At 68.8% G+C, this 23624-nt stretch carries 17 protein-coding genes; 13 read left to right on the forward strand and 4 right to left on the reverse strand.

Annotated elements, in window-relative coordinates; translation table 11 throughout:
• Positions 1-22 precede the first annotated feature (22 nt).
• Genes HNQ61_RS04340 through HNQ61_RS04355 form a run of 4 tightly spaced genes read left to right on the forward strand, consistent with a single transcriptional unit; the run spans position 23 to position 5452 of the window.
• Positions 23-1951: a PGAP1-like alpha/beta domain-containing protein gene (locus HNQ61_RS04340; RefSeq protein WP_170037955.1), complete on the forward strand. Its 1929-nt coding sequence runs from the start codon at positions 23-25 to the stop codon at positions 1949-1951.
• A complete protein-coding gene (locus tag HNQ61_RS04345) occupies positions 1948-3099 on the forward strand; it encodes an outer membrane protein assembly factor BamB family protein (protein ID WP_170037953.1) in 1152 nt (383 codons plus the stop codon). The genes HNQ61_RS04340 and HNQ61_RS04345 overlap by 4 nt, the downstream gene beginning before the upstream one ends.
• Entirely contained in the window at positions 3096-4268 is a 1173-nt protein-coding gene (locus HNQ61_RS04350) for an outer membrane protein assembly factor BamB family protein (RefSeq protein WP_183685515.1), read from the forward strand. The genes HNQ61_RS04345 and HNQ61_RS04350 overlap by 4 nt, the downstream gene beginning before the upstream one ends.
• Positions 4265-5452 carry a PQQ-binding-like beta-propeller repeat protein gene (locus tag HNQ61_RS04355; RefSeq protein ID WP_205761949.1) on the forward strand — a complete coding sequence of 396 codons (1188 nt, stop codon included), beginning with the start codon at positions 4265-4267 and terminating at the stop codon, positions 5450-5452. The genes HNQ61_RS04350 and HNQ61_RS04355 overlap by 4 nt, the downstream gene beginning before the upstream one ends.
• Positions 5453-5558: 106 nt before the next feature.
• On the opposite strand, the gene HNQ61_RS29135 is transcribed toward HNQ61_RS04355, so the two are convergent.
• Entirely contained in the window at positions 5559-7550 is a 1992-nt protein-coding gene (locus HNQ61_RS29135) for a GYF domain-containing protein (RefSeq protein ID WP_170037947.1), read from the reverse strand.
• A 95-nt stretch (positions 7551-7645) separates the two neighbouring features.
• On the opposite strand from HNQ61_RS29135, the gene HNQ61_RS04365 reads away from it, so the two are divergent.
• The 3 genes from HNQ61_RS04365 to HNQ61_RS04375 all read left to right on the forward strand — a co-directional run bounded on the left by HNQ61_RS04365 (position 7646) and on the right by HNQ61_RS04375 (position 11570).
• A complete protein-coding gene (locus HNQ61_RS04365; protein ID WP_170037945.1) occupies positions 7646-7849 on the forward strand; it encodes a hypothetical protein in 204 nt (67 codons plus the stop codon).
• A gap of 176 nt (positions 7850-8025) precedes the next feature.
• A complete protein-coding gene (locus HNQ61_RS04370; RefSeq protein ID WP_170037943.1) occupies positions 8026-9918 on the forward strand; it encodes a M1 family metallopeptidase in 1893 nt (630 codons plus the stop codon).
• A gap of 110 nt (positions 9919-10028) precedes the next feature.
• Positions 10029-11570 (forward strand): mercuric reductase, encoded by a 1542-nt coding sequence (locus HNQ61_RS04375; protein WP_170037941.1) that lies wholly within the window; start codon positions 10029-10031, stop codon positions 11568-11570.
• A 113-nt stretch (positions 11571-11683) separates the two neighbouring features.
• On the opposite strand, the gene HNQ61_RS04380 is transcribed toward HNQ61_RS04375, so the two are convergent.
• Together HNQ61_RS04380 and HNQ61_RS04385 are read right to left on the reverse strand one after the other, a co-directional pair.
• The gene (locus HNQ61_RS04380) at positions 11684-12118 is read right to left on the reverse strand and encodes a nuclear transport factor 2 family protein (RefSeq protein WP_170037939.1); all 435 of its coding nucleotides are present in this window, start codon (positions 12116-12118) and stop codon (positions 11684-11686) included.
• Positions 12119-12541: 423 nt separating this feature from the next.
• Positions 12542-14761, reverse strand: coding sequence for a S9 family peptidase (locus HNQ61_RS04385; protein WP_170037937.1), 2220 nt, complete (start codon positions 14759-14761; stop codon positions 12542-12544).
• Between the two features lie 733 nt (positions 14762-15494).
• Here HNQ61_RS04385 and HNQ61_RS04390 point away from each other — a divergent pair.
• The 6 genes from HNQ61_RS04390 to HNQ61_RS04415 all read left to right on the forward strand — a co-directional run bounded on the left by HNQ61_RS04390 (position 15495) and on the right by HNQ61_RS04415 (position 21422).
• Complete coding sequence (locus HNQ61_RS04390) at positions 15495-16874, forward strand: APC family permease (RefSeq protein WP_170037935.1); 1380 nt, start codon at positions 15495-15497, stop codon at positions 16872-16874.
• A gap of 538 nt (positions 16875-17412) precedes the next feature.
• A complete protein-coding gene (locus HNQ61_RS04395; RefSeq protein ID WP_170037933.1) occupies positions 17413-18273 on the forward strand; it encodes a sigma-70 family RNA polymerase sigma factor in 861 nt (286 codons plus the stop codon).
• Positions 18274-18481: 208 nt separating this feature from the next.
• Positions 18482-18856, forward strand: coding sequence for a type II toxin-antitoxin system RelE/ParE family toxin (locus tag HNQ61_RS04400; RefSeq protein WP_170040391.1), 375 nt, complete (start codon positions 18482-18484; stop codon positions 18854-18856).
• A 14-nt stretch (positions 18857-18870) separates the two neighbouring features.
• Positions 18871-19215 (forward strand): helix-turn-helix domain-containing protein, encoded by a 345-nt coding sequence (locus HNQ61_RS04405; protein ID WP_170037931.1) that lies wholly within the window; start codon positions 18871-18873, stop codon positions 19213-19215.
• Positions 19216-19303: 88 nt separating this feature from the next.
• Entirely contained in the window at positions 19304-20539 is a 1236-nt protein-coding gene (locus HNQ61_RS04410) for a cysteine desulfurase-like protein (RefSeq protein WP_170037929.1), read from the forward strand.
• A gap of 4 nt (positions 20540-20543) precedes the next feature.
• A complete protein-coding gene (locus HNQ61_RS04415) occupies positions 20544-21422 on the forward strand; it encodes a hypothetical protein (protein WP_170037927.1) in 879 nt (292 codons plus the stop codon).
• 159 nt (positions 21423-21581) lie between these two features.
• Here the strand turns inward: HNQ61_RS04415 and HNQ61_RS04420 are convergent, their stop codons facing one another.
• Entirely contained in the window at positions 21582-23570 is a 1989-nt protein-coding gene (locus HNQ61_RS04420) for a M1 family metallopeptidase (protein ID WP_170037925.1), read from the reverse strand.
• Between the last annotated feature and the right edge of the window lie 54 nt (positions 23571-23624).

Raw genomic sequence — 23624 nt, forward strand, 5'->3', positions numbered from 1 at the left:
GATCATCATCCCGCGGAGCCGGATGAAAGCACGAACTGTCGCGCGGATTCTCGGAACTGCGGTGCTGGGACTCATCGCCGCGGCCGGCGGCTGCGCGGACCGCTCCACCGGCGCGCCCATCGCCAGCCCCGCGGCGGACCCGTCCGGGACGCTCGCCTGGTCTCCCGATCCGGAGATCGTGCCGGGGGACACGCACTACCTGCTGGACGTGGTGCAGGAGGGGAGCACCACGTACCAGACCACCACGCCCGTCATCGACCCGCTCACCGGTGCGTCCATGACGACGTGGACGGTGGCGCACGAGACGGAAACGCAGCGCGTGGAGGCGGGATATGATGCGCTCGGGCGCGCCATCCAGGTCCTGCAGGAGACCACGCCGCTGTACGATCCCATGGAGCGCGCGGTGAACCTCAGCCGGCGCACCCGTTCCGTGGAGAACGTCATCTCCAGCTACGGCCCGGACGGCGCGCTGCTGCAGACGGACCACGGCACCGTCCAGAGCGCGCGGGGGATCGTTCCTTCATACGCGCAGATCACGGACGGCGTGGTGCTGGACGCCGAGGCGCTGGACACCGTTTCCGTCCTCACCGCGGACGCCACCGCGCTGGCCCCCACCGCCGGGCCTCGCGCCCGCGCCCGTCGCGCCGCCGGCGACCGGATCGAGGTGGTGAACGAGCTCACGCCCGACGTGTTCGGGCCGCGGACGGCGCGCGGGGCCGCGATGCTGGGCACGCGGGGATCGTTTGTCCGGACGTGGCGCCGGCAGGGCGGATCGTATCTGCTGGAACGCACGGAGCTGGTTTCCGAGTGGGACGAGGAGCGCGGGGTGCGCAAGACGGAGCGGCAGGTGAACCAGATCCGCGTCGTGCGCCTGCACCGGAACCCCCGGCGCGACGCGGAGCGCCGCACGCGGCGTGGCGGGATGGGCACGGTGGACGATGTGCGTCTGCGTTCCATCGGCGAAACGCCCGGAGACAACTGTGTGGTGGGCCAGGAATGCCCGCCGGACGATCCTCCTCCTCCGCCTCCGCCGCCCGCGACGGAGTGCCTTCCGGTGCCCGGGGGCGCGCACCTGCTGTATCAGCATGGAATCAAGAGCGACGGCGGCTCGTTCTTTCAGATGCGGTCGTGGCTTGCCTGCGCGGTCTCGTGGGAGCGCATGCAGTCGCCCAGCATCGACTGGCGGCGGCGCATCACCCAGCAGCGCGACGAACTGCGGGCCGCGGTGGCGCCGGGGATGCGGGACATGGTTCTCATCGGGCACAGCAACGGCGGGCTAGTCACGCGGTCGCTGGCGCAGTGGGCGCAGGTGAACCAGCCGGGGCTGGTAAAGGGCGTCATCACCCTCGACAGCCCCAATCAGGGTGCACTGGTGGCCCACAACCTGGCCGTTGCGAGCCTGCTTCTGAGTCCCGCTGTCATTGGCGCGGCCACCCTGGGCATCATGGACTACAATCCGTACGTTGTGGATGACATGCCCAACAGCGCGTTTCTGCGGAACCTGAACGGTTTCAGCGAAACGTTCGTGAACGTCGGGATCCAGACGCACACGCCCAAGCGCTGGGTCGCATGGCGCATTCTGCTCACGGGCGAGTGCCTGCCGCGCAGCGCGTGCGAGGCCGAAGTCGCGCGCCGTGCCCAGAAGCGCTACGATGACATGCGGCACACTTCCAGGTTTCTGTACCGGCCGTGGCACGCCATCCCGGCGGCGGCGGAGGCGCGCGCCCTGAACGGCTTCGATGCCACCTGGAACAAGCTCACCGCGCCCGGCAACCACAAGAGCGACGGGTTCATCCACGACACCGGCCAGTACTATCCCCGTGCGCGGCAGAATCAGCTCATCCCGAACGGCGATTCCCATACAGGAACCACCACGAGTGACCTTGTACGGATCGAAGTCGTAAGAACTCTTGAAGATTCCAGAACCTTCGGCATCCGGCATCACCCATGAAGCGGTATATCCTGCCTCGCTGCTTCAGACCGCCTTGGACGCTCCTTGTTCTGGCGATCAATGCCGTCGCGTGCGCACCTGACGGAACGACGGCGCCCGCGGAGCCGCGGGACAAAATCGAGGTTGTCTGGCGTACGCCGATCACGGCCAGCGGTTCGGGCCGCGAGGATCTCGCCATTGACGACCATGCGTTCTACACGCTGGTCAATGGTGTTACCGCATACGATCTGAACAGTGGCGCACTGCTCTGGAACGTTCCAGAATCCAGACATCGGGCGCTGAACCTTGTCGTTTCCAGCGGGCGTCTGTTTGTTTCCTCGACCGACGTTCAGGCGATTGATGCCCGGACCGGGACTGCGTTGTGGCGGACCGCTGTCGACTCGCTTGCCCGGACGGAGACGACGGCCGACGATCGGGCGGTCTACGTGGGAACGGATACCCGCCGGGTCGTGGCGTTGGACGTGTCCACGGGCCGGCCGCTCTGGTCCGCGGAGGTCCTTGCCGACGGCGCGTACCGCGAAAGCGTAATCGGCATTGTCGCGCATGGGGATACCGTGTACGCCGCCATCATCCAGGAATTGAACCAGAGCGGTGGCGCAAAGCGTGGGTGGATGGTGGCGCTGGACCGCAATACGGGTCGCGTGCTCTGGCGATACGTCAACGAAAGGCTCAACGAGCCCCATGATGTGGGCGGGCACGCGGTTGCCGGCCGCATGCTGCTGATGAATGACCTGAACGGGGGCGCGATGATCGGCCTGGACCGGTTCACGGGGCAGGAAGTCTGGCGCAAGACAGGACCACGCGACCGCAGGGGGGCGTGGGACAGCTTCAAGGTGGTGGACGGGGTTGGCTACGTGGCCTCCAACGATACCCATCTGTACTCAGTTGATCCGGAAAGCGGCAGGACCATCTGGCAGACCGGGATTGACGCGAGCGCTTCGTCGTCCGCCGTTTGCGGCGACAAGGTGTTCGCCGATGCGTTTGGTCTCCACATGGTGCGCAGGTCAGATGGGCATGTGCTTGCCACGTTGTTTCTGGATGAAAATGGATCCGTGGGTTCCAGCTACGTGATCTCCCGGCTGCAGGCTCGCGGGAATCGAGTTTACTTCGTGGGCAACGATGCTGTGTATGCTGTGACCTGCAAGTGAGCAAAATCCCGTTTGCTCATCGGACTTCGCTCTGGATGTGCCAACGGCTCAAGCCTGTTTGCACGGGTTTGTTGATCTGCCTTCTGCCGGGTTGTGTACCGGGTGATTCAACGGAGCCCGTCGCCTCGGACGAGACCATCAGTGTCGTATGGCGCACGCCGATGACGGACGGCAACTCGGGCCGTGAGGATCTCGCCATCGATGACCACGCGTTCTACACACTGATCAGCGGCGTTTCTGCGTACGATCTGAACACGGGTGCGCTGCTGTGGCGAACCGCTCGCCCGGCTGGCAGGCCTCTGAACCTCGTCGTCGCGGCCGGCCGGGTCTTCGTGCCAGCGAGCGAAATCTTTGCGCTGGACGCCCGGACCGGCGCCGAGTTGTGGCGAGTTACGCCCGACTCGCTCGGCCGCGTGGAAGCCGCCGTGGATGATCGCGCGTTCTACGTAGGGACAGACTCCCGCAGGGTCATTGCGTACGATGTGGCCACGGGCCGGATGCTCTGGTCAGAGGAGGTTCTCGCCAGCGGCCCGTACTACGCGAGCGTCGACGCCATCATCACTCACGGGGACACGGTTTACGCTTCGGTGCTGGAGTACCTGAACCAGAGCGGGGGATTGAAGCGGGGCTGGATGATGGCGCTGGATCGGAACACGGGTCGTGTGCTCTGGCGTTATCTCAACGAGCGGGTGAACGAACCCCATGATGCCGGAAACCACGCGGTCGCCGGCCGCATGCTGCTGATCAACGACCTGAACGGCGGGGCGATGATCGGGGTGGACCGGTTTACGGGGCGGGAGGTGTGGCGCCGGGTCGGGCCGCTGGACCGGCTGGGGGCGTGGGACACCTTCAAGGTCGTGGATGGGATTGCGTACGTCGCATCCAACGACACTTTTCTGTATGCCCTGGATCCAGAAACCGGCCGGATCATCTGGCGGACGAGCGTGGACGCGAGCGCCTCGTCATCCGCCGTCTGCGGGGACAAGGTGTTCGCGGGCGCCCGCGGGCTGCACATGGCCAGCAGGGCGGACGGCCGCATTCTCGCGACGCTGTTCCTGGATGCGCAGGGATCACTCGGAAGCAGCTACATCACATCGCGCCTGCATTCACAGGGCAGCCGCGTCTACTTCGTGGGGAATGACGCCGTGTACGCCGTCTCGTGCGATTGATCACCAGAGTGCTGCCGGTTGCCGGCCGACGGCCCAAGCCTTTGTTCGCCGCGTGGCGGCTGTGGCTCGGCCTTGTGCTCTGCGCGCAGGCCGGGTGCATTCCGGACGCGACTCCCACCGAGCCGGAGAAGCCCGGCGGAACCATCGCGGTGGTCTGGCGGACACCGGTGACGCTCATCAACACGGGCCGCGAAGATCTCGCCGTCGATGAGCACGCGTTCTACACCCTGTACCGGGGAATCTCCGCGTACGATACGGACTCCGGAGCGCTCCTCTGGAACGTGCCGGAATCCGCGTACCGCGCGCTGAACCTGGTCGCTGTCTCCGGAAGGGTGTTTGTCGCCTCGGTTTCCGTCCGGGCGTACGACGCCCGGAGCGGAGCCGAACTCTGGCGATCCGCGGTCGACTCGCTCGCCCGGACAGAGATCGCGGCCGACGAGCGGGCGGTGTACGTGGGCACCGATACGCGCCGTGTTCTGGCTCTGGACGTGGCGACGGGACGAACTCTGTGGTCCGCGGACGCCGTCGTCCCGGACGGCGACTACCGCGAAAGCGTAATCGGGATCGTGACGCACGGAGACACGGTGTACGCCGCCGTCATCCAGGAACTGAACCAGAGCGGGGGCCGCAAGCGGGGGTGGATGGTGGCGCTGGACCGGAACACGGGGCGTGTGCTCTGGCGCTACGTGAACGAGCGGGAGAACGAGCCGCACGACCTTGGAAACCACGCGGTCGCCGGCCGCATGCTTCTGATGAATGACCTGAACGGCGGCGCGATGATCGGGGTGGACCGGTTTACGGGGCTGGAGGTGTGGCGCCGCATCGGGCCGCTGGACCGGTCCGGCGCGTCGGACGCGTTCGAGATCGTGGACGGGATCGCCTACCTCGCGTCGAACGATACGTTTCTCTACGCGCTGGACCCGGAAACCGGCCGCGCCATCTGGCAGACCAGCGTGGAAGGCAGTGCTTCGTCCTCCGCGGTCTGCGGGGACAAGGTGTTCGCGGGCGTACAGGGGGTGTACATGGCCAGCAGGGCGGATGGCCGCATCCTGGCAACGCTGTTCCTTGATGAGGCCGCCGGGCTGAAGGGCATCCATCTGGTCTCGCGCCTGCACACGTGGGGAAACCGCGTCTACTTCGTGGCCACCGACGCCGTATACGCTGTCTCCTGCGATCTTCCGTGAGCCGGTGAACGGAAACATCGGTTGACTGTGTGTTGAAGCCGCATGCAAACGCGCCCTCCCGATCCGGTCGGGAGGGCGCGTTTGCGTTTGCCGCGGAATGGCGCGCTTACGGAGTTCGGGCGATACGCGCGATGATCCGGTCGGTGACGGGCTTCAGCACGTCGGCCCGGTCTTCCCGGTAGGCGACGGCGACGGTAAAGGATTGCGCCGCGTCGAACACACGCACCAGCCGCACCCGGAACACGGTCGCGCCGGACTGGCGGCGGTACTCGCTCACCAGCGCGGTGAGCCCGTTCAGCGTCGTGCGCTGCGTGCCCGTCCAGCCGATCAGCGTTCCGTTGGTGGATTTCTCGATCCGGCCGCGCAGCAGCTTGTCGAGCGCGCTGATGTCGGCGTCGGATGCGTCGGCAACCTCTTTCTGCGTCACCTCTTCCGGATAGAAGCCCGCGTTCAGGATGCCGATGGGCTCGCTCTTCTCATCGTACCGGTTGGCGGCGTAGACGGTGTCGCGGCGCGCGTCGATGGTGTCCTGCGGCGGGGCGGCGGCCTTGGCCTTGTCTCCGTCGGAACGTCCGTCATCGTTGACCGTGATCCAGTCGTTCGGCACCTGCATGCTGATGTTGTGCGGCAGCAGAATGGTGACGTCCGCGCCGGAGGGCCGCGCGGCGACCGGGGCGGGGACGGCCGGGGCCGGCTTGTCGGGCTGCGTCACCCCGGCGCGCGCCAGAAGGCCGCCCGCGTACGGGTACGCCAGCCATCCCAGCCCCCCGATGATGATCAGCGCGGCGAGCACGTACCATCCCGCCTTGCTTTTCGGCCTCGCGACAGGCGCGGGGCTCGACTGACCGGAAACCACCTCCACGTCCAGATCGTCCGCCTGCGACGTTGGCAGTTCGCCCGCGTCCTCGACAGCCACCCCCTGGTTCGCGGCCGGGACGGAGCCCGCGGCGAACACATGGCGAGCGGGCACTGCCGGCTCGACGGTGGACACGTGCGTCGCGCTCGTGGCGGGTGCGACGGTCGCGACCCAGTCGGAATCGGCCGGGCGCTCGCGCGCGGCCTCATTCTCGGGGTGCGGGTTGATCTCGCCGTGCCGGCTGTGATCCGGATCGATGTGATCCGTTGCGGCGGGCGCGATGGCTTCCCCGTGATCCCCCGGCTTCGGGTGCGCGACGGTCTCGATGGGCTCCACGTACTCGGCGCGGAGGTCGCCGTGCGCATCCCGGACCGGCTCGTACGTGGGGACGCCGGCGGCGGGAACGACGGGCGCGTGATCCACCAGTCCCCGGGCGGACGGGACGCGCTCGGTCGTGTCTATCGGTTCGAACCGCGTGACGCGCTCGGCTCGCACGGCGGGACCCGCTGCGTCCGCGAGTTGATCCGGGGTGACGCGCGGTGCCGGTACGTCGTCCGGTACGGCGACGGCCGGCGGAGCGGAAGTCGGCCTCTCCGAACGAGATGAGTCGTTCTCTGCAACCGGCGCAGTCTGCGGATTCCGGTATCCGGCCTTGTCCACGGACGGCGGAGCAGGGAAGGCGGGATCGCGGGCTACGGCCGGCACGGGTGCGGCAGGCGGCGCCGCGGATGCTCCCTGCGCTGCCTCCGATGGACGGAGCGGGCGCGCGTCGGTAAGCGCGGCAGCCGGCGCAGTCCTGGGCTCCGCCGGAGCATCGGCTGGCGCAGGGCGCGGAGGCGCAGCTGGCGCGGCGGGCGCGGCCGCGGGAGGAACGTTCGCGGGCGCGGGCGATGGCGGGGCGGCGGGGCCGGAAGGCGCCGCGGGACGGTACTTGCCCCGCAACGGCTCCAATGCCACTCGCGCGGGCTGATAATCCGCCATTCCCGGATGCCGGATCGGCGTATCCGGCGGCAGAATCCTGCGCCGCAGCAGCCCCACCAGTTCGTCGAGCGTCGCCGGGCCGGATGGCGCGCCGTCGTGCCAGTAGAACCAGACCCTGCCTTCCGGTAACGGTCCCATGCTGCACCCGAAGTCGATGTGGAACTGACAGCTGAAAGCCGCCCCGCGATCACCGTCCACCATGTGAGCGGCGCGGGGCCCGGCACGCAAGCACCTGATCCGCTCATCCGCGAAGATCATCATTATCCGCGGGCTGCTACCCGGGACGGACGCACCCTGGATCGCAACAACGACCGGCTCCCGAGCGAAAGCCGGGCCGGAACCACAAACGCGAGGCCGTGAAAGACATTTTCATCGAACCGGAGACCCGCGAACCGGCGGCGGATACCGATCCGTCCGTGGCGGAAGCAGAGCGCCGCCGTCTGTTGGCGGAGCAGGTAGCCGACCGCATTCAGCGGGAATTGACGGGCGATCTGGAACTGCTGCGAGCGCGCCTGGGACTGGCCCCGCGGTCCACGCCGGACGACGGCGCGGGCGGCTGACCAGCGGTTGCCGGCACGCGGCGCCGGCCAGCGAAGATCATCGGTCGTGGCGGATGATGGATGGCGTGCTCTCCGCTGTCGCGGGCGGGCGCGATTGCTGCAGCATCTCTGGATCCGCCCACGGCCGGCAGCGGCCGCGGGCCGGCAGAGCGTACGATCAACCCCCCACATCGCAGATGATGCGCACTCTCTCACGGGCCGCGGTGCTTGCCGCGGCCGTCGCGGCGCTTCCGCTCGCGGCGCAGAACGCGCCCGAAGCCGGCGGCGACACCTCCATCTTCCGGCCGCTTTCCCTGGCCGCGCCCAACCAGTTCCGCTCGGCCTCCGGCATGCCGGGGCAGGCGTACTGGCAGCAGCGCGCCGACTACCGCATCACCGCGCAACTGGACACCGCCGCCGAAACCATCAGCGGCAGCCAGACGGTGCGCTACCGCAACAACTCGCCGGATACGCTGCGCTTCGTGTGGATGCAGGTGGACCAGAACCTGTACGCCGAAAACAGCGTCGGCTCGTTCATCAACCCCGCCGACAGCCGGTGGGGCGCCCGCAGCTTCGGCGGCGGGATGAACATGCGCGAGGTGAGCGTGAGCGGGCGGCCGGTGACGCCGCACATCGACGGAACCATGATGCGGCTGGACCTGCCGCGCCCGCTGGCGCCCGGCGAGTCGGTGGAGATGTCGATGGCGTGGTCGTTCATCATCCCCGAGTATGGCAGCGACCGCATGGCGCGCCAGGGCGACCTGTACCAGATCGCCCAGTGGCACCCGCGCATGGCCGTGTACGACGACGTGAGCGGATGGAACACGCTGCCGTACATCGGCCAGGGCGAGTTCTACCGCGAAATCGGCGACTACGACGTGTCCATCACCGTTCCCGCGGGCTTCACCGTGGGCGCCACGGGCACGCTGCAGAACCCGGGCGAGGTGCTGACCTCCGCGCAGGTGTCGCGCCTGGCCCGCGCCGCGCGCGATACGGCGCAGGTGGCCATCATCACCGCGGAAGAGGCGGGCACGGCGGCCGCTAGCCCGCGCCGCACGGGAACCAGCACCTGGCGCTTCCGGGCGCGCAACGTCATCGACTTCGCCTGGGCCGCGTCGCCGCGCTTCCGGTGGGATTCGGAATCGTGGAACGGCGTGCAGTGCCACTCGCTGTACCAGCCGGACGCCACCGCGTGGACCACCGCGGCCGACATGACGTGCTTCAGCATCCGCGAGTTCTCGCGCTGGTACCCGTATCCGTATCCGCAGGCCACCAGCGTGGCGGGGCCGGTAGGCGGCATGGAGTACCCCATGTTCGTCATGGTGCACGCGGGCGGCAGCGAGCAGAGCGTGTTCAGCACCATCGCGCACGAGCACGGGCACAACTGGTTTCCCATGATCGTGCAGAACAACGAGCGCATGTACGCCTGGATGGATGAGGGCTTCAACACCTTCATCGACACCTGGGCAAACGACCTGCGCTATCCGGGCATGGACAGCAAGGCCGCGTACCGCCAGCAGTACGAGACGTTTCAGCGCGCCGGCAACGATCCCATCCTCATGCTGCCGCCGGACCGCATTCCGCGCACGCAGCTGGGCATCGCCGCGTACCGCAAGCCCGCGCTGGCGCTGCACATGCTGCGCGACGAGGTGCTGGGCGAGGAAACGTTCGACCGCGCGTTCAAGGAGTACGCGCGCCGCTGGGCCTTCCGGCATCCGCAGCCCACGGACTTCTTCCGGACGATGGAAGACGTTTCCGGCCGCAAGCTGGACTGGTTCTGGCGCGGATGGTTCTTCACCAGCGGCACGCTGGACCAGTCGGTGGATGGCGTGACGAGCACGGCGGGCAACGGCGGATTCACCGCGGCGGTGCGGCTGGGCAACCGCGGCGGCGTGGTGATGCCGGTGCGGCTGCGGCTTACGCTGTCCAACGGCGAAACGCGCGACGTGCGCATCCCGGAGCAGGTGTGGTTCAACGGGCCGGCGTATACGTACACGGTGGGCGTTCCCGCGCAGGTGACGCGCGCGGAGATCGACCCCGACAACCGCCTTCCCGACACCAACCGCACCAACAACGTCTGGGGCCGGTAAGTCCCGGCGGACGCGCCCGCTTGCCGGGCGCGTTCCGGTTCGGTACAACACAACGGGGGAGGAGCCGCGGCGCTCTTCCCCCGTTTCCGTTTTCGCCTTTGAGGACACGCATGGCGCACGATCCCACGACCTTTGCCGCGGTGCAGCCGCTGGATGCGCACAACCGGCGGCTCCTGGAGACCGTCCATCCCCCGGCCTGGAAGGACCCGGTGCCGCCGCGGGACGGCTACCAGCTTGTCGTGATCGGCGCGGGGACGGCGGGGCTCGTCACGGCCGCCATCGCCGCGGGGGTGGGGGCGCGCGTGGCCCTGGTCGAGCGGGAACTGATGGGAGGCGACTGCCTGAACGTGGGCTGCGTCCCGTCCAAGGCGATGATCGCCGCGGCCCGCGCATCGCACGCCGCCTGGACGCAAGACGCCCCGGTCGATGGAGATGCGTCATTGTCCGACGAGGGCGAGGCGTTCCGCGCGGCGATGGAGCGCATGCGCCGCATCCGCGCGGATCTCAGTCCGGTGGATGGCGCCAAGCGGTTCCAGGACGACCTCGGCGTGGACGTCTACCTGGGCGACGCGCGATTCGTGGCGGACGACGCGGTGGAGGTCGGCGGTGCGCGGCTCAAGTTCCTGCGCGCGGTCATCGCCACCGGAGGGCGTGCGGCGGTTCCGGAAGTCCCGGGGCTGGCGGATTCCGGGTATTTGACGAACCAGACCTTCTACTCGCTGACGGAGCGGCCCGGGCACCTGGCCATCCTGGGCGGCGGGCCCATCGGGTGCGAGATGGCGCAGGCGGTGGCGCGGCTGGGCGGCCGCGTGACGATCATCGAAACCGGCGACCGCCTGCTCAAGAACGACGATCCCGACGCGGCCCGCATCGTCGCGGAAGCCCTGAAGCGGGACGGGGTCGAGGTGCTGACCGGGGCGCGCGTCGATTCCGTGTCCGGCCGCGCGGGATCGGCCTCGCTGCGCGTTACGCACGGCGGGGCGGGGCGGACGATTGACGCCACGCACGTGCTCGTCGCCACCGGCCGCGCGCCGAACGTGGAAGGGCTGGGGCTGGAGCAGGCCGCGGTGGAAGCGGACGAACACGGCATTACGGTCGATGACCGGATGCGTACGTCCAACCCGCGCATCTACGCCATCGGCGACGTCGCGTCGAAGTACAAGTTCACGCACATGGCCGATGCGTCCGCGCGGATGGTGGTGCGCAACGCGCTCTTTCGCGGGCGCGGCAGGGCGAGCAGCCTGGTGATTCCGTGGGCCACGTACACCTCGCCGGAGGTGGCGCACGTGGGCATCACCGCGGCGGAGGTGGAGGAGGCTGGCGACGAGGTGCAGACCATCACGGTGGAGATGGCGGACGTGGACCGCGCCCGGCTGGATGGCAGGACGGAAGGATTCGTCCGCGTGCACCTGAAGGCGGGATCCGATACGATCCTGGGCGCCACGATCGTAGCGGAGCGCGCGGGCGACCTCATCAGCCAGATCACGCAGGCGATGACGGCGGAGATCGGGCTGGGCAAGCTGGGCGACGTCATCTACCCGTATCCCACGACGGCGGAGGCCATTCGCAAGGCCGCTGACCAGTGGCGCCGCGCCAAGCTGACGCCTACGGCCAAGACCGCGCTTGGTCTGGCCCTGCGCCTGCTGCGCTGACGTGAAAAGGCGGCCCGGTGCATCGATCGCCGGGCCGCCTTTTATCCACGCGAGATCCAGATCGAGTCGACGCGGATCACCCTTTCCGGCCAGGGGTGATCCGCGTCGCTGCGTCAGTGGATGAACCAGACGTTCTGAATCCGCCCCGCCTTTACCTCATAGACGGCAGTCGCGAGCATCTCGCCCTCCGCGCCGGGCGCGCCGGTCACCACCTCGTGGTCGATCACGAAGTCGCCCTGCACGATGCGGTTGGCGATGCGGACGTTGAGCGCCGGTGCATTCGTGAACATCTGGCCGTACAGCGTGCGCATCGCGTCCGTCCCGCGCATCATCACCTGGTCCGGGTGGCGGTAGAGGACGACATCGGGCGCGTACGTGGCGACAAAGGCGTCGATGTCGTGACGGTTGTACGCGTCCACCTGCGCCTGCACGACGCGCTCGGCTTCCGAGACCGGGCCCGTCGGGGCGGGGGAGACGGCCGGGCCCGGCGCGGCACAGGCGGCCATCACGAGCGCGAGCGTGAGCAGGGCGGGGATGATGCGGAGCATGAGGATTTGGTCTGAAAGAGGCAGGGGGAAGACGATCTGCAGTCAGGATGCGGCAGGATGAATGCCGTCGCAAGGAGCCCTCACCCGCGCGCTGCGCGCGACGACACTCTCCCACGAACAGATGTGGGAGAGGGGGCACACACCAGTGCCGTTCGCCCGCGGACGGGCTGGCGCGGGCGGTCAGGGCTGCAACCGGGTACAGGGCTCGAACCACACTCCGGACGATCCGGCCCGCCGCGGCTGGCGACTGCGCACCGGACTTGCCGCCGCAGTCCGCGAAGGCGGACTTTGCGCCGTGGTTGCCGCGACTTCAGTCGCCCCGGTCTCCGCCGGGGTGAGCTCCGCCCAATGAAAAGAGCCCCGCGCCATCGGTGATGGCGCGGGGCTCTTTCGATCCATCGGGGCAAAAGCCGAGGCGGGAGACTACAGGTTCTGCAGAATCCAGTCGGTCATCATCGTGTACAGGTGCACGCTGGTGCGCCCGCCGGAGATGCTGTGCGTACGGTTGGGGTACGCCATGAACTGGAACTGCTTGCCCGCCCCCTGCAGCGCGTTCGCCAGCCGCACGCTGTTCTGAAAGTGCACGTTGTCGTCGCCCGTGCCGTGAATCAGCAGAAAGCGGCCGCGCAGGTTTGCCGCGTTGGCCACCGGCGAACTGCGGCGGTACCCTTCCGGATTTTCCTGCGGCGTGCGCATGAAGCGCTCGGTGTAGATGCTGTCGTACAGTCCCCAGTCCGCCACCGGCGCCACCGCCACGCCCGCGCGGAAGGGCGAGCCCGGCTGCATGAGCGTGAACGACGTCATGTATCCGCCGTAGCTCCACCCCCACAGTCCGATGCGCGCCGGATCCACGTACGACTGCGACGCCAGCCAGCGCGCGGCGGAAATCTGGTCCTGCGCCTCGTTGGTGCCCAGGTTCTCGTACGTCACCTTCTTGAAGTCGCGGCCGCGCGCGCCGGTGCCGCGGTTGTCCACGCTCACCACGATGTAGCCCTGCTGCGCCAGCATCTGGTGCCACAGGTAGCGCCCGCCCCCCCACGCGTCCGTCACCGTCTGCGAGCCCGGGCCGCCGTATACGTACATCAGCACGGGATACTTCCTGGACGGATCAAAGTCCGCCGGCTTGATCATCCACCCGTTCAGCTGCACGCCGTCATCCGTGCGGAACTGAAAGAACTCCGGCTTGCGCACCGCCAGCCGCTCCAGCGCCTGCCGCGCCTGCGCGTTGTCCGCCAGCGTGCGGACCATGGCGCCGTCCGGGCGGCGCAGCGAGATGACGGGCGGCACGCCGGCCCTCGAGTAGAAGTCCAGCCAGTAGGTGCCGGCCGGGCTGAGCGCGGCCACGTGCGTTCCCTCGTCGCGGCTCACCTGCTGCACGGTTCCGCGGCCGTCCAGGCGCGTGCGGTACACCTGCCGCTCCTCGGGCCCTTCCTCCGTGCCACCGAAGTAGACAAAGCCGTTGCGCTCGTCCACGCCCAGCACGCCGGTGGCTTCCCAGTCGCCGCGCGTAAGGCGCCGGGCGAGCGAGCCGTCGCGGTTGTACACGTACAGGTGGTTGTACCCGTCGCGCTCGCTGCTCCACAGAAACTGCCGGCCGTTGTTGAGCCAGCGGAAGTCCTCGCCCACGTCCACCCAGGCGCTGTCCGTCTCCGTGAACAGCGTGCGGACCGCGCCGGTGCCGGCGCTGGCCAGCATCACGTCCAGCCGGTTCTGGTGGCGGTTCAGCCGCTGGATCATCACCTCGTCGGACGAGGCGGCCCACTCCATCCGGGCCAGGTACACGCTGCTGTCGGCGCCGGTTTCCATCCACCGCGTCTGCCCCGTGGCCACGTCCGCCACGCCGATGCGCGCGATGGGGTTGGCCGCGCCGGCCTTGGGATAGCGCAGGCCCACCGGCTGCGAGTACAGGCTGTCCGTTTCCTGCACCATGTAGAAGGTGCGCACCGGCTCCTGGTTGATGCGCCAGTAGGCGATGCGCCGCCCGTCCGGGCTCCACCGCCAGCCGTCCTGCAGCCCCAGCTCTTCTTCGTACACCCAGTCAAAGGTGCCGTTGATGATGGTTTCGCTGCCGTCGCGCGTAAGCCGCGTTTCGGCGCCGCTGGCGAGGTCGGTGACGTAGATGTCGTTGTCGCGCACGAAGCCCACGCGGGTGCCGTCGGGCGACAGCTTGGCGAACTGCTGCCACCCCGGCGCGCGCGAGGCGGGCGTCAGGCGCTGGGCGTCCAGATCCCAGACGTAGTACTGGCCCTTGGTGTTGGAGCGCCAGACCGGCTGCGAGTTGGTGTAGATGAGCAGCCGGCGCTCGTTGCCGGACCAGCTGTAGTCTTCGATGTCGATGGCCTGCCCGCCGGCGGGGACGAGCAGCGACTTGGCGATCAGCACAGAGCGCTGGCCGGTGGCGGCGTTTTCCACCATCAGGTCGCCGTCGGGGCCGACGAAGGTGAAGCGCTGGCCGTCCTTCATCCACTGCACGGCGGGCAGGGACTGCAGGCGGAAGTCGCTGGAGGCAAAGATGCGCTCGATGGAAAGCCGCGACGGGTCCTGCGCCGCCGTGGTCTGCTGCGCGGCGCCGGCGTGCGGCGCGGCGGCGAGCGCCAGCGCCAGTCCGAGCACCGCGCGGCGGGGTGCGAACGTGTTGGTCATGGATCGGGATCGGATGACGGATTCACGCCGGGCCGCGGCATTCACGCGCCCGCGACGGGCATCGGCAAAGTGGGGATTGATACGGGATTTCGCCAGCGGGGTTCCGGGGAGGGAGGGGATGGGGAAGTGCGTGAGTGCGGGGTGCTGGGTGCGTGAGTGCGAGAAGAACCGGGGGGGACGGGACCGGAGGCGGGTGGCGGAGTCCAGGGCGGCCCCCACCCGGGCCGGCACCACCGGCCCACCCTCCCCCAAAACGGACTGGGGGAGGGTTGTCGGGGCGGCAGCCTCGGTGCGGGAAGCGGATTTCGTTGCGGGGCCTCGCGGTGTTGAGCGAATGAATCCGCAGCTCGGACAGCGGGAACCCCCGACACATGGCCGCGGTCGCGTCCACGTTCGGGGCTTCAACTGCAGAGGAACTGCGGATGTGAGCCGAGATGGGCGCCCGCGCCGAACGGCTCCCCCTCGCCCGCTTGCGGGAGAGGGGGCTGGGGGGTGAGGGCTGCCCGCCGCCGCGCCGAGCTCCGCCAAGCGCGTCTTCGCCGCGAATCACGCACCGCACCTGGCACTCTCGTACTTTCGTACTTTCGTACTCCCCGTCTTTCGCACTAACGCACCCAGCACCCCGCACTCACGCACTTCCCTTCGCACTTCCTGTCTCTCCCCGCCCGTCGTATGTTGCCAGCCAACCCGAATCAGCGCTCCCAGAGCCGCCTCCCGCGCCACATCCCGGTTCATGCGACCCACCGAATCTCCTGACGCCGTCGCCGCCAACCACCGGCCGGACGCCGCGCCCGACCGCCTGCCGCGCCGGCTGGGCGTGTGGACCGCCGCCGCCGTCCTGGTGGGCTCCACCATCGGCAGCGGCATCTTTCGCGTCCCCAGCGGCACCGCGGAACGGGTGCAGACGCTGGGCGCCTTCTCGCTCGTGTGGATCGTCGGCGCGCTGATCGCCCTCGTCGGCGCGCTGACCATCGCCGAACTCGCGGCCATGTACCCGCGCTCCGGCGGCATCTACGTCTTCCTGCGCGAGGCGTACGGGCCGCTCCCCGCCTTTCTGTTCGGATGGACGGAACTGATGGTCATCCGCCCCTCCGCGCTGGGTGCCATCGCGGTCATCTTCGCCGAATACTCGGCCCGCCTCTTCGGATTTTCCGAGGGATACGTGAAGTGGGTGGCGGCGGGCGCCATCGTGCTGCTCGCGGCGGCAAACGTCCGATCCGTGAACTGGGGCGGCATCGTGCAGAACCTGAGCACGGTCGCCAAGGTGGGCGCCATCCTGGGCCTGGCCCTGTTCGCTTTCGTGATGGGAAGCGGATCGACGGGCGCTCTGGCGGGGCCGCTGAGCTTTCAGCCCGCGTCGTGGGTGGGCTTCGGGCTGGCGCTCGTGTCCGTGATGTGGGCGTACGACGGATGGGCGGACCTCACCTTCATCGCCGGCGAGGTCAAGGATCCGTCCCGCACCATGCCGCGCGCCATCATCGGCGGGGTGCTGGCCGTGGCGGCCATCTACCTGGCCATCAACGCCGCCTATCTCTTTCTGCTGTCGATGGATGAGATGGCCGCCTCCAAGCTGGTGGCGTCCGACGCGGCGCAGAAGGTGTTCGGCGGCGGGGGCGCGGGCGTGGTGGCGGTCATGGTGATGCTCTCCACCTTCGGCGCCCTCAACGGCGCGATGATGACGGGCCCGCGCATCTTTTACGCGATGGCGGAAGACGGAAACTTCTTTCGCCCGATCGCGGCGGTGCATCCCACGTGGCGCACGCCGTACGCGGCCATCCTGCTGGCCGCGGGACTGGGCGTGTCGTACGTCCTGCTGCGCAGCTTTCAGGATCTGGCGGACGCCTTCGTGCTCGGCATCTGGCCCTTTTACGCGCTGGCCGTGGCGGGCGTGTACGTGCTGCGCCGCCGCCTGCCCAACGCCGAGCGGCCGTACCGCACTTGGGGCTACCCCGTGGTCCCCTTCATCTTTCTGGCCGCCGCGGTGGGCATGCTGGGCAACGCGGCGTGGAACAGCGGTGCGCGCAGCAACTTCTTCAGCTTCGGCATCATCCTGCTGGGCATTCCCGCCTACTACCTGTGGCGCGCGGTAAAGGGACGCTCTGCCGCGGCCTGACGGACACTCTGCCGCAGCCTAGCGTCAGAAGCCCGGACCGGAGCGCCGGTCCGGGCTTCTTCGTCATCCGCCGATCACCGTCATTCGGAAACGAGGCGCCGCGGAGGCGGGCCGGCCGGCAGGGGATGATAACTGCTCGCCGGGACGGGAGGTAAGTACAAGCTCTGTGCTGGGCGAAGCTTACGGCGCGGCCGGTGAATCGGGGTCCTGTATGAGCCGGATGAACGCCAAGGTTTGTCCAGTGTTCGCGTCCGAGAACTGAACACACGGCGCGCATCTTGCGGCCGCTCGGACGCGCCTTTCCGGGCCACATCCGGGGAACTTATTCGCCGTTGACGGCTATCAGAGCCAAGCATCCGCGCGGTACTCCGGTTTCGCGGGAAAGGTTTGACTTTGTACGCCAAGCCGTCTACATTAGCCGGTTATGACAGCTTTCCCGGACCAATCCAAAAACGCTCCGCGCGTGAATTGAGAGCGGCGGGCCTCGCACACCACCGAGGCTTGCTGCTCTCGTCATTTTACCATAGGACGAGCCGACATGTTCTTGAGCTCACGGGCCCTGGATTCGTTCGACCAGTACCTGCAGGACGTTGAGAAGTATCCGCTGATCGACGATCCCGCCGTGGAACGCGCCCTGGCCCATCGGGCGCGCGCCGGAGACAAGCAGGCCGCCGAGCGTCTGGTGACGGCCAACCTTCGTTTCGTGATCTCGTACGTGAAGAAGTACCAGGGCCGCGGCCTTGGCCTCGCCGAACTGGTGTGCATCGGCAACGAGGGACTGCTCAAGGCGGTCAAGAAGTTCGATCCGGACAAGGGCGTAAAGTTCATCTCCTACGCCGTGTGGTGGATCCGCCAGACGGTGCTGCAGGCGCTGGCCGAGCAGACGCGCTCCGTGCGCATTCCGCTCAACCAGAACTCCAATCTGGTCCGCCTCTCGCGCGTGGAAACGGCGCTGACCCAGCAGATGGGCCGCTCGCCGACCGACGAAGAGATCGCGGCCGACATGGGCGAGCCGGTGGACACCATCCGGGCCCTGCGCCGCGTGGCTGCCAGTGAACTCTCGCTCGACGCCCCGCTTGACCGCGGCGACCGCGACTCCGCCAGCTTTGGCGAGCGTTTCGCCGGCAGCGAGAGCGAGCAGATCGAGGAAGAGGTGGAATCGCAGGCCCGCCGCGAGTTCCTGGAAAAGATGTTCGAGAAGTACCTGACCGAGCGCGAGCGCAAGATTCTGTACCTGTACTACGGCCTGGACGAGGGCGAAGAGCGCACGCTGGAGGAGATCGGCTCCATGCTGGGCGTGACCCGCGAACGCATCCGCCAGATCCGCAACCGCGCTTTCGAAAAGCTTCGCGAAAGCCCGGACGGCGCGGCCCTGGAAGGCTTCTGGGCCCTGACATGAGACCGCCGGACCGGCCACGCCGGTCCGAACATCTCCCGAAAGAGAGGGGGAGCGACGCACAGCGTCGCTCCCCCTCTCTTTTTTCGCCTCAGCCGAGCAGATCACACCCGCCCTGGCCTCCAACGCGTCTTTCGCCCCCGCATTCGCCCCTCCCGGCACTCCGGCCGGGTGCGGGTGCATGCCCTTGACGGAATATGCAGTGGAGGTTATGATGGCGGAGTTCGAGGTGGAGTACACCGATGTTTACGACGCGTGGTGGGACGGCCTGTCCAAAAGCGAGAGGGAGGCGGTGAGCGGTTCGGTTGGGCTGTTGATGCAGCGCGGTCCGCACCTGCCGTTTCCGCACAGCAGCGGCGTGTACGGCTCGCGATACAGCCACATGCGCGAACTGCGGGTGCAGCACCGCGGGCGGCCGTACCGGGTTCTGTACGCCTTTGATCCGCGGCGCATCGCCATCCTGCTCATCGGCGGTGACAAGACGGGCGACGGGCGCTGGTACGACCGCTTTCTTCCCGTCGCTGACGCGCTCTACGACCAGCACCTCTTCTCGATCCGTGCGGCCGATGCCGCCCGGCAACCCTGACCGGAGTGTCGATCATGGCCAAGCCGTTCCGCATTCTTGAAGAAGCAATGAGTCCCGAGAGCCGCGCGCGCTCCGCCGCTCTGACGGCGCGGATGCTGGCGGAACTGCCGCTGCACGAGATGCGTCAGGCGCGCCGCATGACGCAGGAAGAGCTGGCGATTTCGCTGGGGACCTCGCAGGCCAGCGTGAGCAAGATGGAGCGCCGCACCGATCTTTACCTGAGCACTCTGCGCCGCTACATCGAGGCGATGGGCGGCGAACTCGTGCTGCTGGCGCGCTTTCGCGACGGCGACGTGCGGCTGAACCAGTTCGCCGACCTGGACGCGGGCGCGGAAGAGGCGGAGTCCGCGGCGGGATGACGGTTTCGGGCGCGGCGGCGGCGGCGTAGCTTGCTCGCCGAGCGCGGCGCCACGCCGCCGTCCATCACCCGCAGCCCGCGTGATTCCGATGTCCGATTCGTTCGCCGCCCGCGTCCGCGCCGACTTTCCCGTCTTTGAGCGGCGGGTGGGCGGCCGCCCCATCGCCTTCTTTGACGGGCCGGGCGGCAGCCAGGTGCCCCGGCAGGTGGGCGACGCCGTGCGCGACTACCTGCTGATGCACAACGCCAACACGCACGGCTTCTTTGCCACCAGCGAGGAAACCGACGCGGTCATCACCCGCGCGCGCGAGGCGATGGCCGCGTTCGTCAACGCGGGTTCGCCGCGGGAGATCGTGTTCGGGCAGAACATGACCACGCTCACCTTTGCCCTGTCGCGCGCGCTGGGCCGTGGGTGGGGCGAGGGCGACGAGATCATCGTAAGCCAGCTGGACCACCAGGCCAACGTGGCGCCGTGGCGGCTGCTGGCGGAGGACCGCGGGATGACGGTGCACGTCCTGCCTTTCAGCGAGCGCACGTACACGCTGGACTACGACGCGCTCGCCGGGCTGCTGTCCCCGCGCACGCGGCTGGTGGCGGTCGGCGCGGCGTCCAACGCGATCGGCACGGTGAACGACGTGGCGCGGGTGTGCGCGGCGGCGCGGGACGCCGGCGCGCTGTCGTTCGTGGACGCGGTGCACTACGCGCCGCACCGCCTGCCCGACGTGCAGGCGATCGGGTGCGACTTCCTGGCCTGCTCCGCCTACAAGTTCTTCGGTCCGCACATGGGCATCCTGTGGGGACGCGGCGAGCACCTGGAAGGGCTTACGCCGTACAAGGTGCCGCCCGCCAGCAACGCCGCCCCGGATCGGTGGGAGACAGGGACGTCCAACCACGAGGGCATGGCCGGGACGGCCGCAGCGGTGGAGTGGATCGCCAGCCTGGCCCCGTCCGCCGGCGCGGACCTGCGCGCGTCGCTCGAAGCCGCGTATGCCGCCATCGAAGAGCACGAGACGGCGCGGTTCGCCCGGCTGTACGCGGGGCTGAGCGCCATTCCGGGGGTGCACATCCACGGGCCGGCCGCGGACGGCATGCGCACGCCGACCGCCGGCTTCGTGATCGACGGCGTGTCGCCGGACCAGGCGGCGCGCACGCTGGGGCAGCAGGGCGTGTTCGTGTGGAACGGCGACTTCTACGCGACCACCGTGTGCGACGTGCTGGGCCTTTCCGACTGCGGCGGGCTGATCCGCGCGGGCGTGGCGCCGTACACGACGGACGAGGACGTGGACCGGCTGGTGGAAGGCGTCCGCGCCCTGGCCGCGAGCTGACCCGATGGGCGCTCCGCAGGGCGTGGTGCCGTTCCGGTGGAACGTGGCGCGGCGCGAGCAGCTGGGGCGCCTGCTGGACCGGGAGCCCGCCACGCCGGCCTACATGGCGGACGAGCCGTTCGAATCGCACTTTCCCGAGTTGCGGAGCCTGGTCGTGCGGACGGTGGCGCGGGCGGGAGATGCGCGGCTGCTGTTCGTCGGCCGTTCTCCCGAGGATCTGTTCGATTACCTGAGCGGCGCGCTGGCGGAAACGGCGTGGGCGGAGCGCATCGACCTGCTCAGCCTGTCGCTGGATCGTACATCGATGGATTACGCCTCCGCGGCGGCAAAGGAGGCGCTGCGGGAGCATTTCACGGCGCTGTCGCTGCATCCGGAGGAGATCGCGCGGGCTCCGCGGCCCATCGCCTTTGTGGACCTGGTCGCGTCCGGGCGCACGTTCGGCGCGCTTTCCGATCTGCTGGTGGCGTGGGCGCGTGAGGTCCGCGTGGATCCCGCCGCGGTGCGCCGCCGGCTGCGGTGGGTGGGCATCACCGCCGCGGGGCGGAACAGCCCCAACGCGTGGCGCTGGTTTCAGCGGGTGCCATGGGCGGCGGAGTATCCGCGGAGCGCGTTGCGGGGCGTGTCGGTTCCGTTCTGGATGTGGACGCATCTGGGTGATTCGCAGGCCAAGACTACGGCGTCGCACATGGTGTTTCGCTGGGGGGCTCAGGACGCTCTGCGGCCCAGCCACGACACGGAAGCGCTGTATGCACTGCGCCGCGCCGTGCGCATCTATGAGACGGCGCGCACGCCTGAAGAGCGGAAGCGGTTCGCCGCGGGGCTGGCCGCGCGGCCGGAGATGCGTGAGGGGTGGCTGAGGTCGCTCGTGCTGCAACTCCGCTGAACGGCCATCACGCGGAGGTCGCGGGGGTTCGCGGAGGTCGCGGGGGGATTCGCTGCGGGGTGCGCGGAATCCGCTGGGGCGATCATCATCATCACGGAAACAGAAAGGCGCCGCTCCGAAGCTCGGAGCGGCGCCTTTTTTCATCTACCCAAAGGACGATCAGCCGCGGGTCCAGACGTTGTTGGTGCGGTCGATGTCGGGAAACACGTTCTCGGCGTCGATCTCCACGCGGATCACCGGGGAGGTGGACGTCGTGGGCAGCGTCAGGGTGGCGGTGCGGCGGCCGGACAGCCACTCCTCCACCGGCACCTCCAGCGTCTGCGTCTGCCCGTTCTCGAACGTCAGCGTAACGCGGGCGGGCAGGGGGGCATCGCCGCGGTCCGCGATGACGATGGTGGTGCCGCCAGGGCCCTGCGTCACGCTCTGGACGGCCTGGTCCAGCGTCCACGTTTCGTAGAACCAGCTGCGCCAGAACCAGTCCAGGTTCTCGCCCGACACCTCGTTGAAGGTGTTGAAGAAGTCCCACGGATACGGGTGCTTCCACTTCCACCGGTCGAGGAACGTCGTCCACGCGCGGTTGAAGGTCTGCTCGCCCAGCAGCCCGCGCAGCGTGGCGAAGTTGGTGGCGGGCTTGCTGTACGACGCCACACCGCCAGCGGCCCCCGTGTACTGGAAGTCGGTGCGCCGCATCACTTCGCCCTCGCCGCCCGCGCGGGCCAGGCTCAGGTATCCGGCGCGGTCTTCCAGCTCCGGGTTGCTGCCGGGAAAGGTGTCGCGGCGCGCCTGGGCTTCGTGAAAGGTGGTCATCCCCTCATCCATCCACCCGTACCGCCGCTCGTCCACGCTCACGATCATGGGCACCCACATGTGGGCGAGCTCGTGCGCGATCACGCTGTACAGCGCCGTGTCGCTGGCCTGGTTGTATCCGCTGATCAGCGTCATCATGGGATACTCCATCCCGCCGCCGATGATGCCCTCGCCCTCCACCGACGTCATGTGCGGCCAGGGATACGACACGCCCGTGTAGCCGCTGAGGAAGCGGATGGACTGCGCGGCGTCGCGCGCGGCGCCGGCCCAGCGCGGGGCGCTCTGCCGCCAGAAGGCGTGGATGGCGGTGTACTCCGGCCGCCCGTCGCCGTTGCGGTCGCCCACCGGGGTGCGGGTGGCGTCCCAGTTGGACTGGCGGGTGACGCTGAACGCCGCGTCGCGCACGCTGTCCGCGCGAAAGCGCCAGGTGACCATGCCGCCGCGCCCGGCCGTCGTGGCGCGCCCGAAGTCCGCGCCCGTCAGGACGTGCACCACGCTGTCGCTCTCGATTCCCGCGCGGTAGCGGGCCAGCACGGCGGGGGCCAGCGCTTCCTGCGGGTTCTGCAGCGCGCCGGTGCCCATCACCACCCACTGCGGCGGCGCTTCCACCGTCAGGTCGTAGCTGCCGAAGTCCTGGTAGAACTCCGCCGTGCCGCGGAACGGGTCCGGCTGCCATCCCACCACGTCGTCGTACACCACCATGGTGGGATAGAAGTAGGCCAGAAAGAGGAGGTTGTCCTCGTCCCACCCCATGCGGCCGCCGCCGCCCTCCTTGGGAATGCGGAAATTCCACTCCATCTCCAGCCGCGTGGTGGCGCCCGGAAGCACCGGCGCGGCGGGGACGATGACCATCCGCGTACCCGTCACGGCGTAGCGCGCGCCCTGCGCGCCGCCCTGTCCGCCCGCCGCGGCCACCGGCTGCCCGCCCACGGTCACCCGCGTGATGTTGACGCCGCCGGTGACTTCCGCCGGCTCGTTGCGAACCACGCCGGGGGCGTGGTGGTTCATCGTCAGCTCCACCTGCAGCGAGCGCAGCGTGTCTGGCGAGTTGTTGGTGTAGGTGATGGTCTGCGAGCCTTCCAGCCGCTTGTCCGCGGGGATGACGCGGGCGCGGATGACGTAGTCGGCGCGGTTGCTCCAGTAGCGCGCGCCGGGAGCGCCCGTGGCGGTGCGCGTGCCGGTGCGGACGGCGCGCTGGTACCCGGCCGGCGGCGTGACGGGGTAGGGAATGGGCCGCTCCAGGCTGTCGGCCATCCTGGGCGCGGGGCCGCTCGCGGGCGGCTGCGAGGCGCACCCCGCGAGCGCGATCGCCGCCATGAGCGCCGGGGTCCAACGCGACATCGGCAATTCCTCCGGTTTGAGTGTGGCGGCAAGCTAGAGCCCGCCCCGCACGCG

The organism is Longimicrobium terrae (assembly GCF_014202995.1).
Taxonomy (GTDB): domain Bacteria; phylum Gemmatimonadota; class Gemmatimonadetes; order Longimicrobiales; family Longimicrobiaceae; genus Longimicrobium; species Longimicrobium terrae.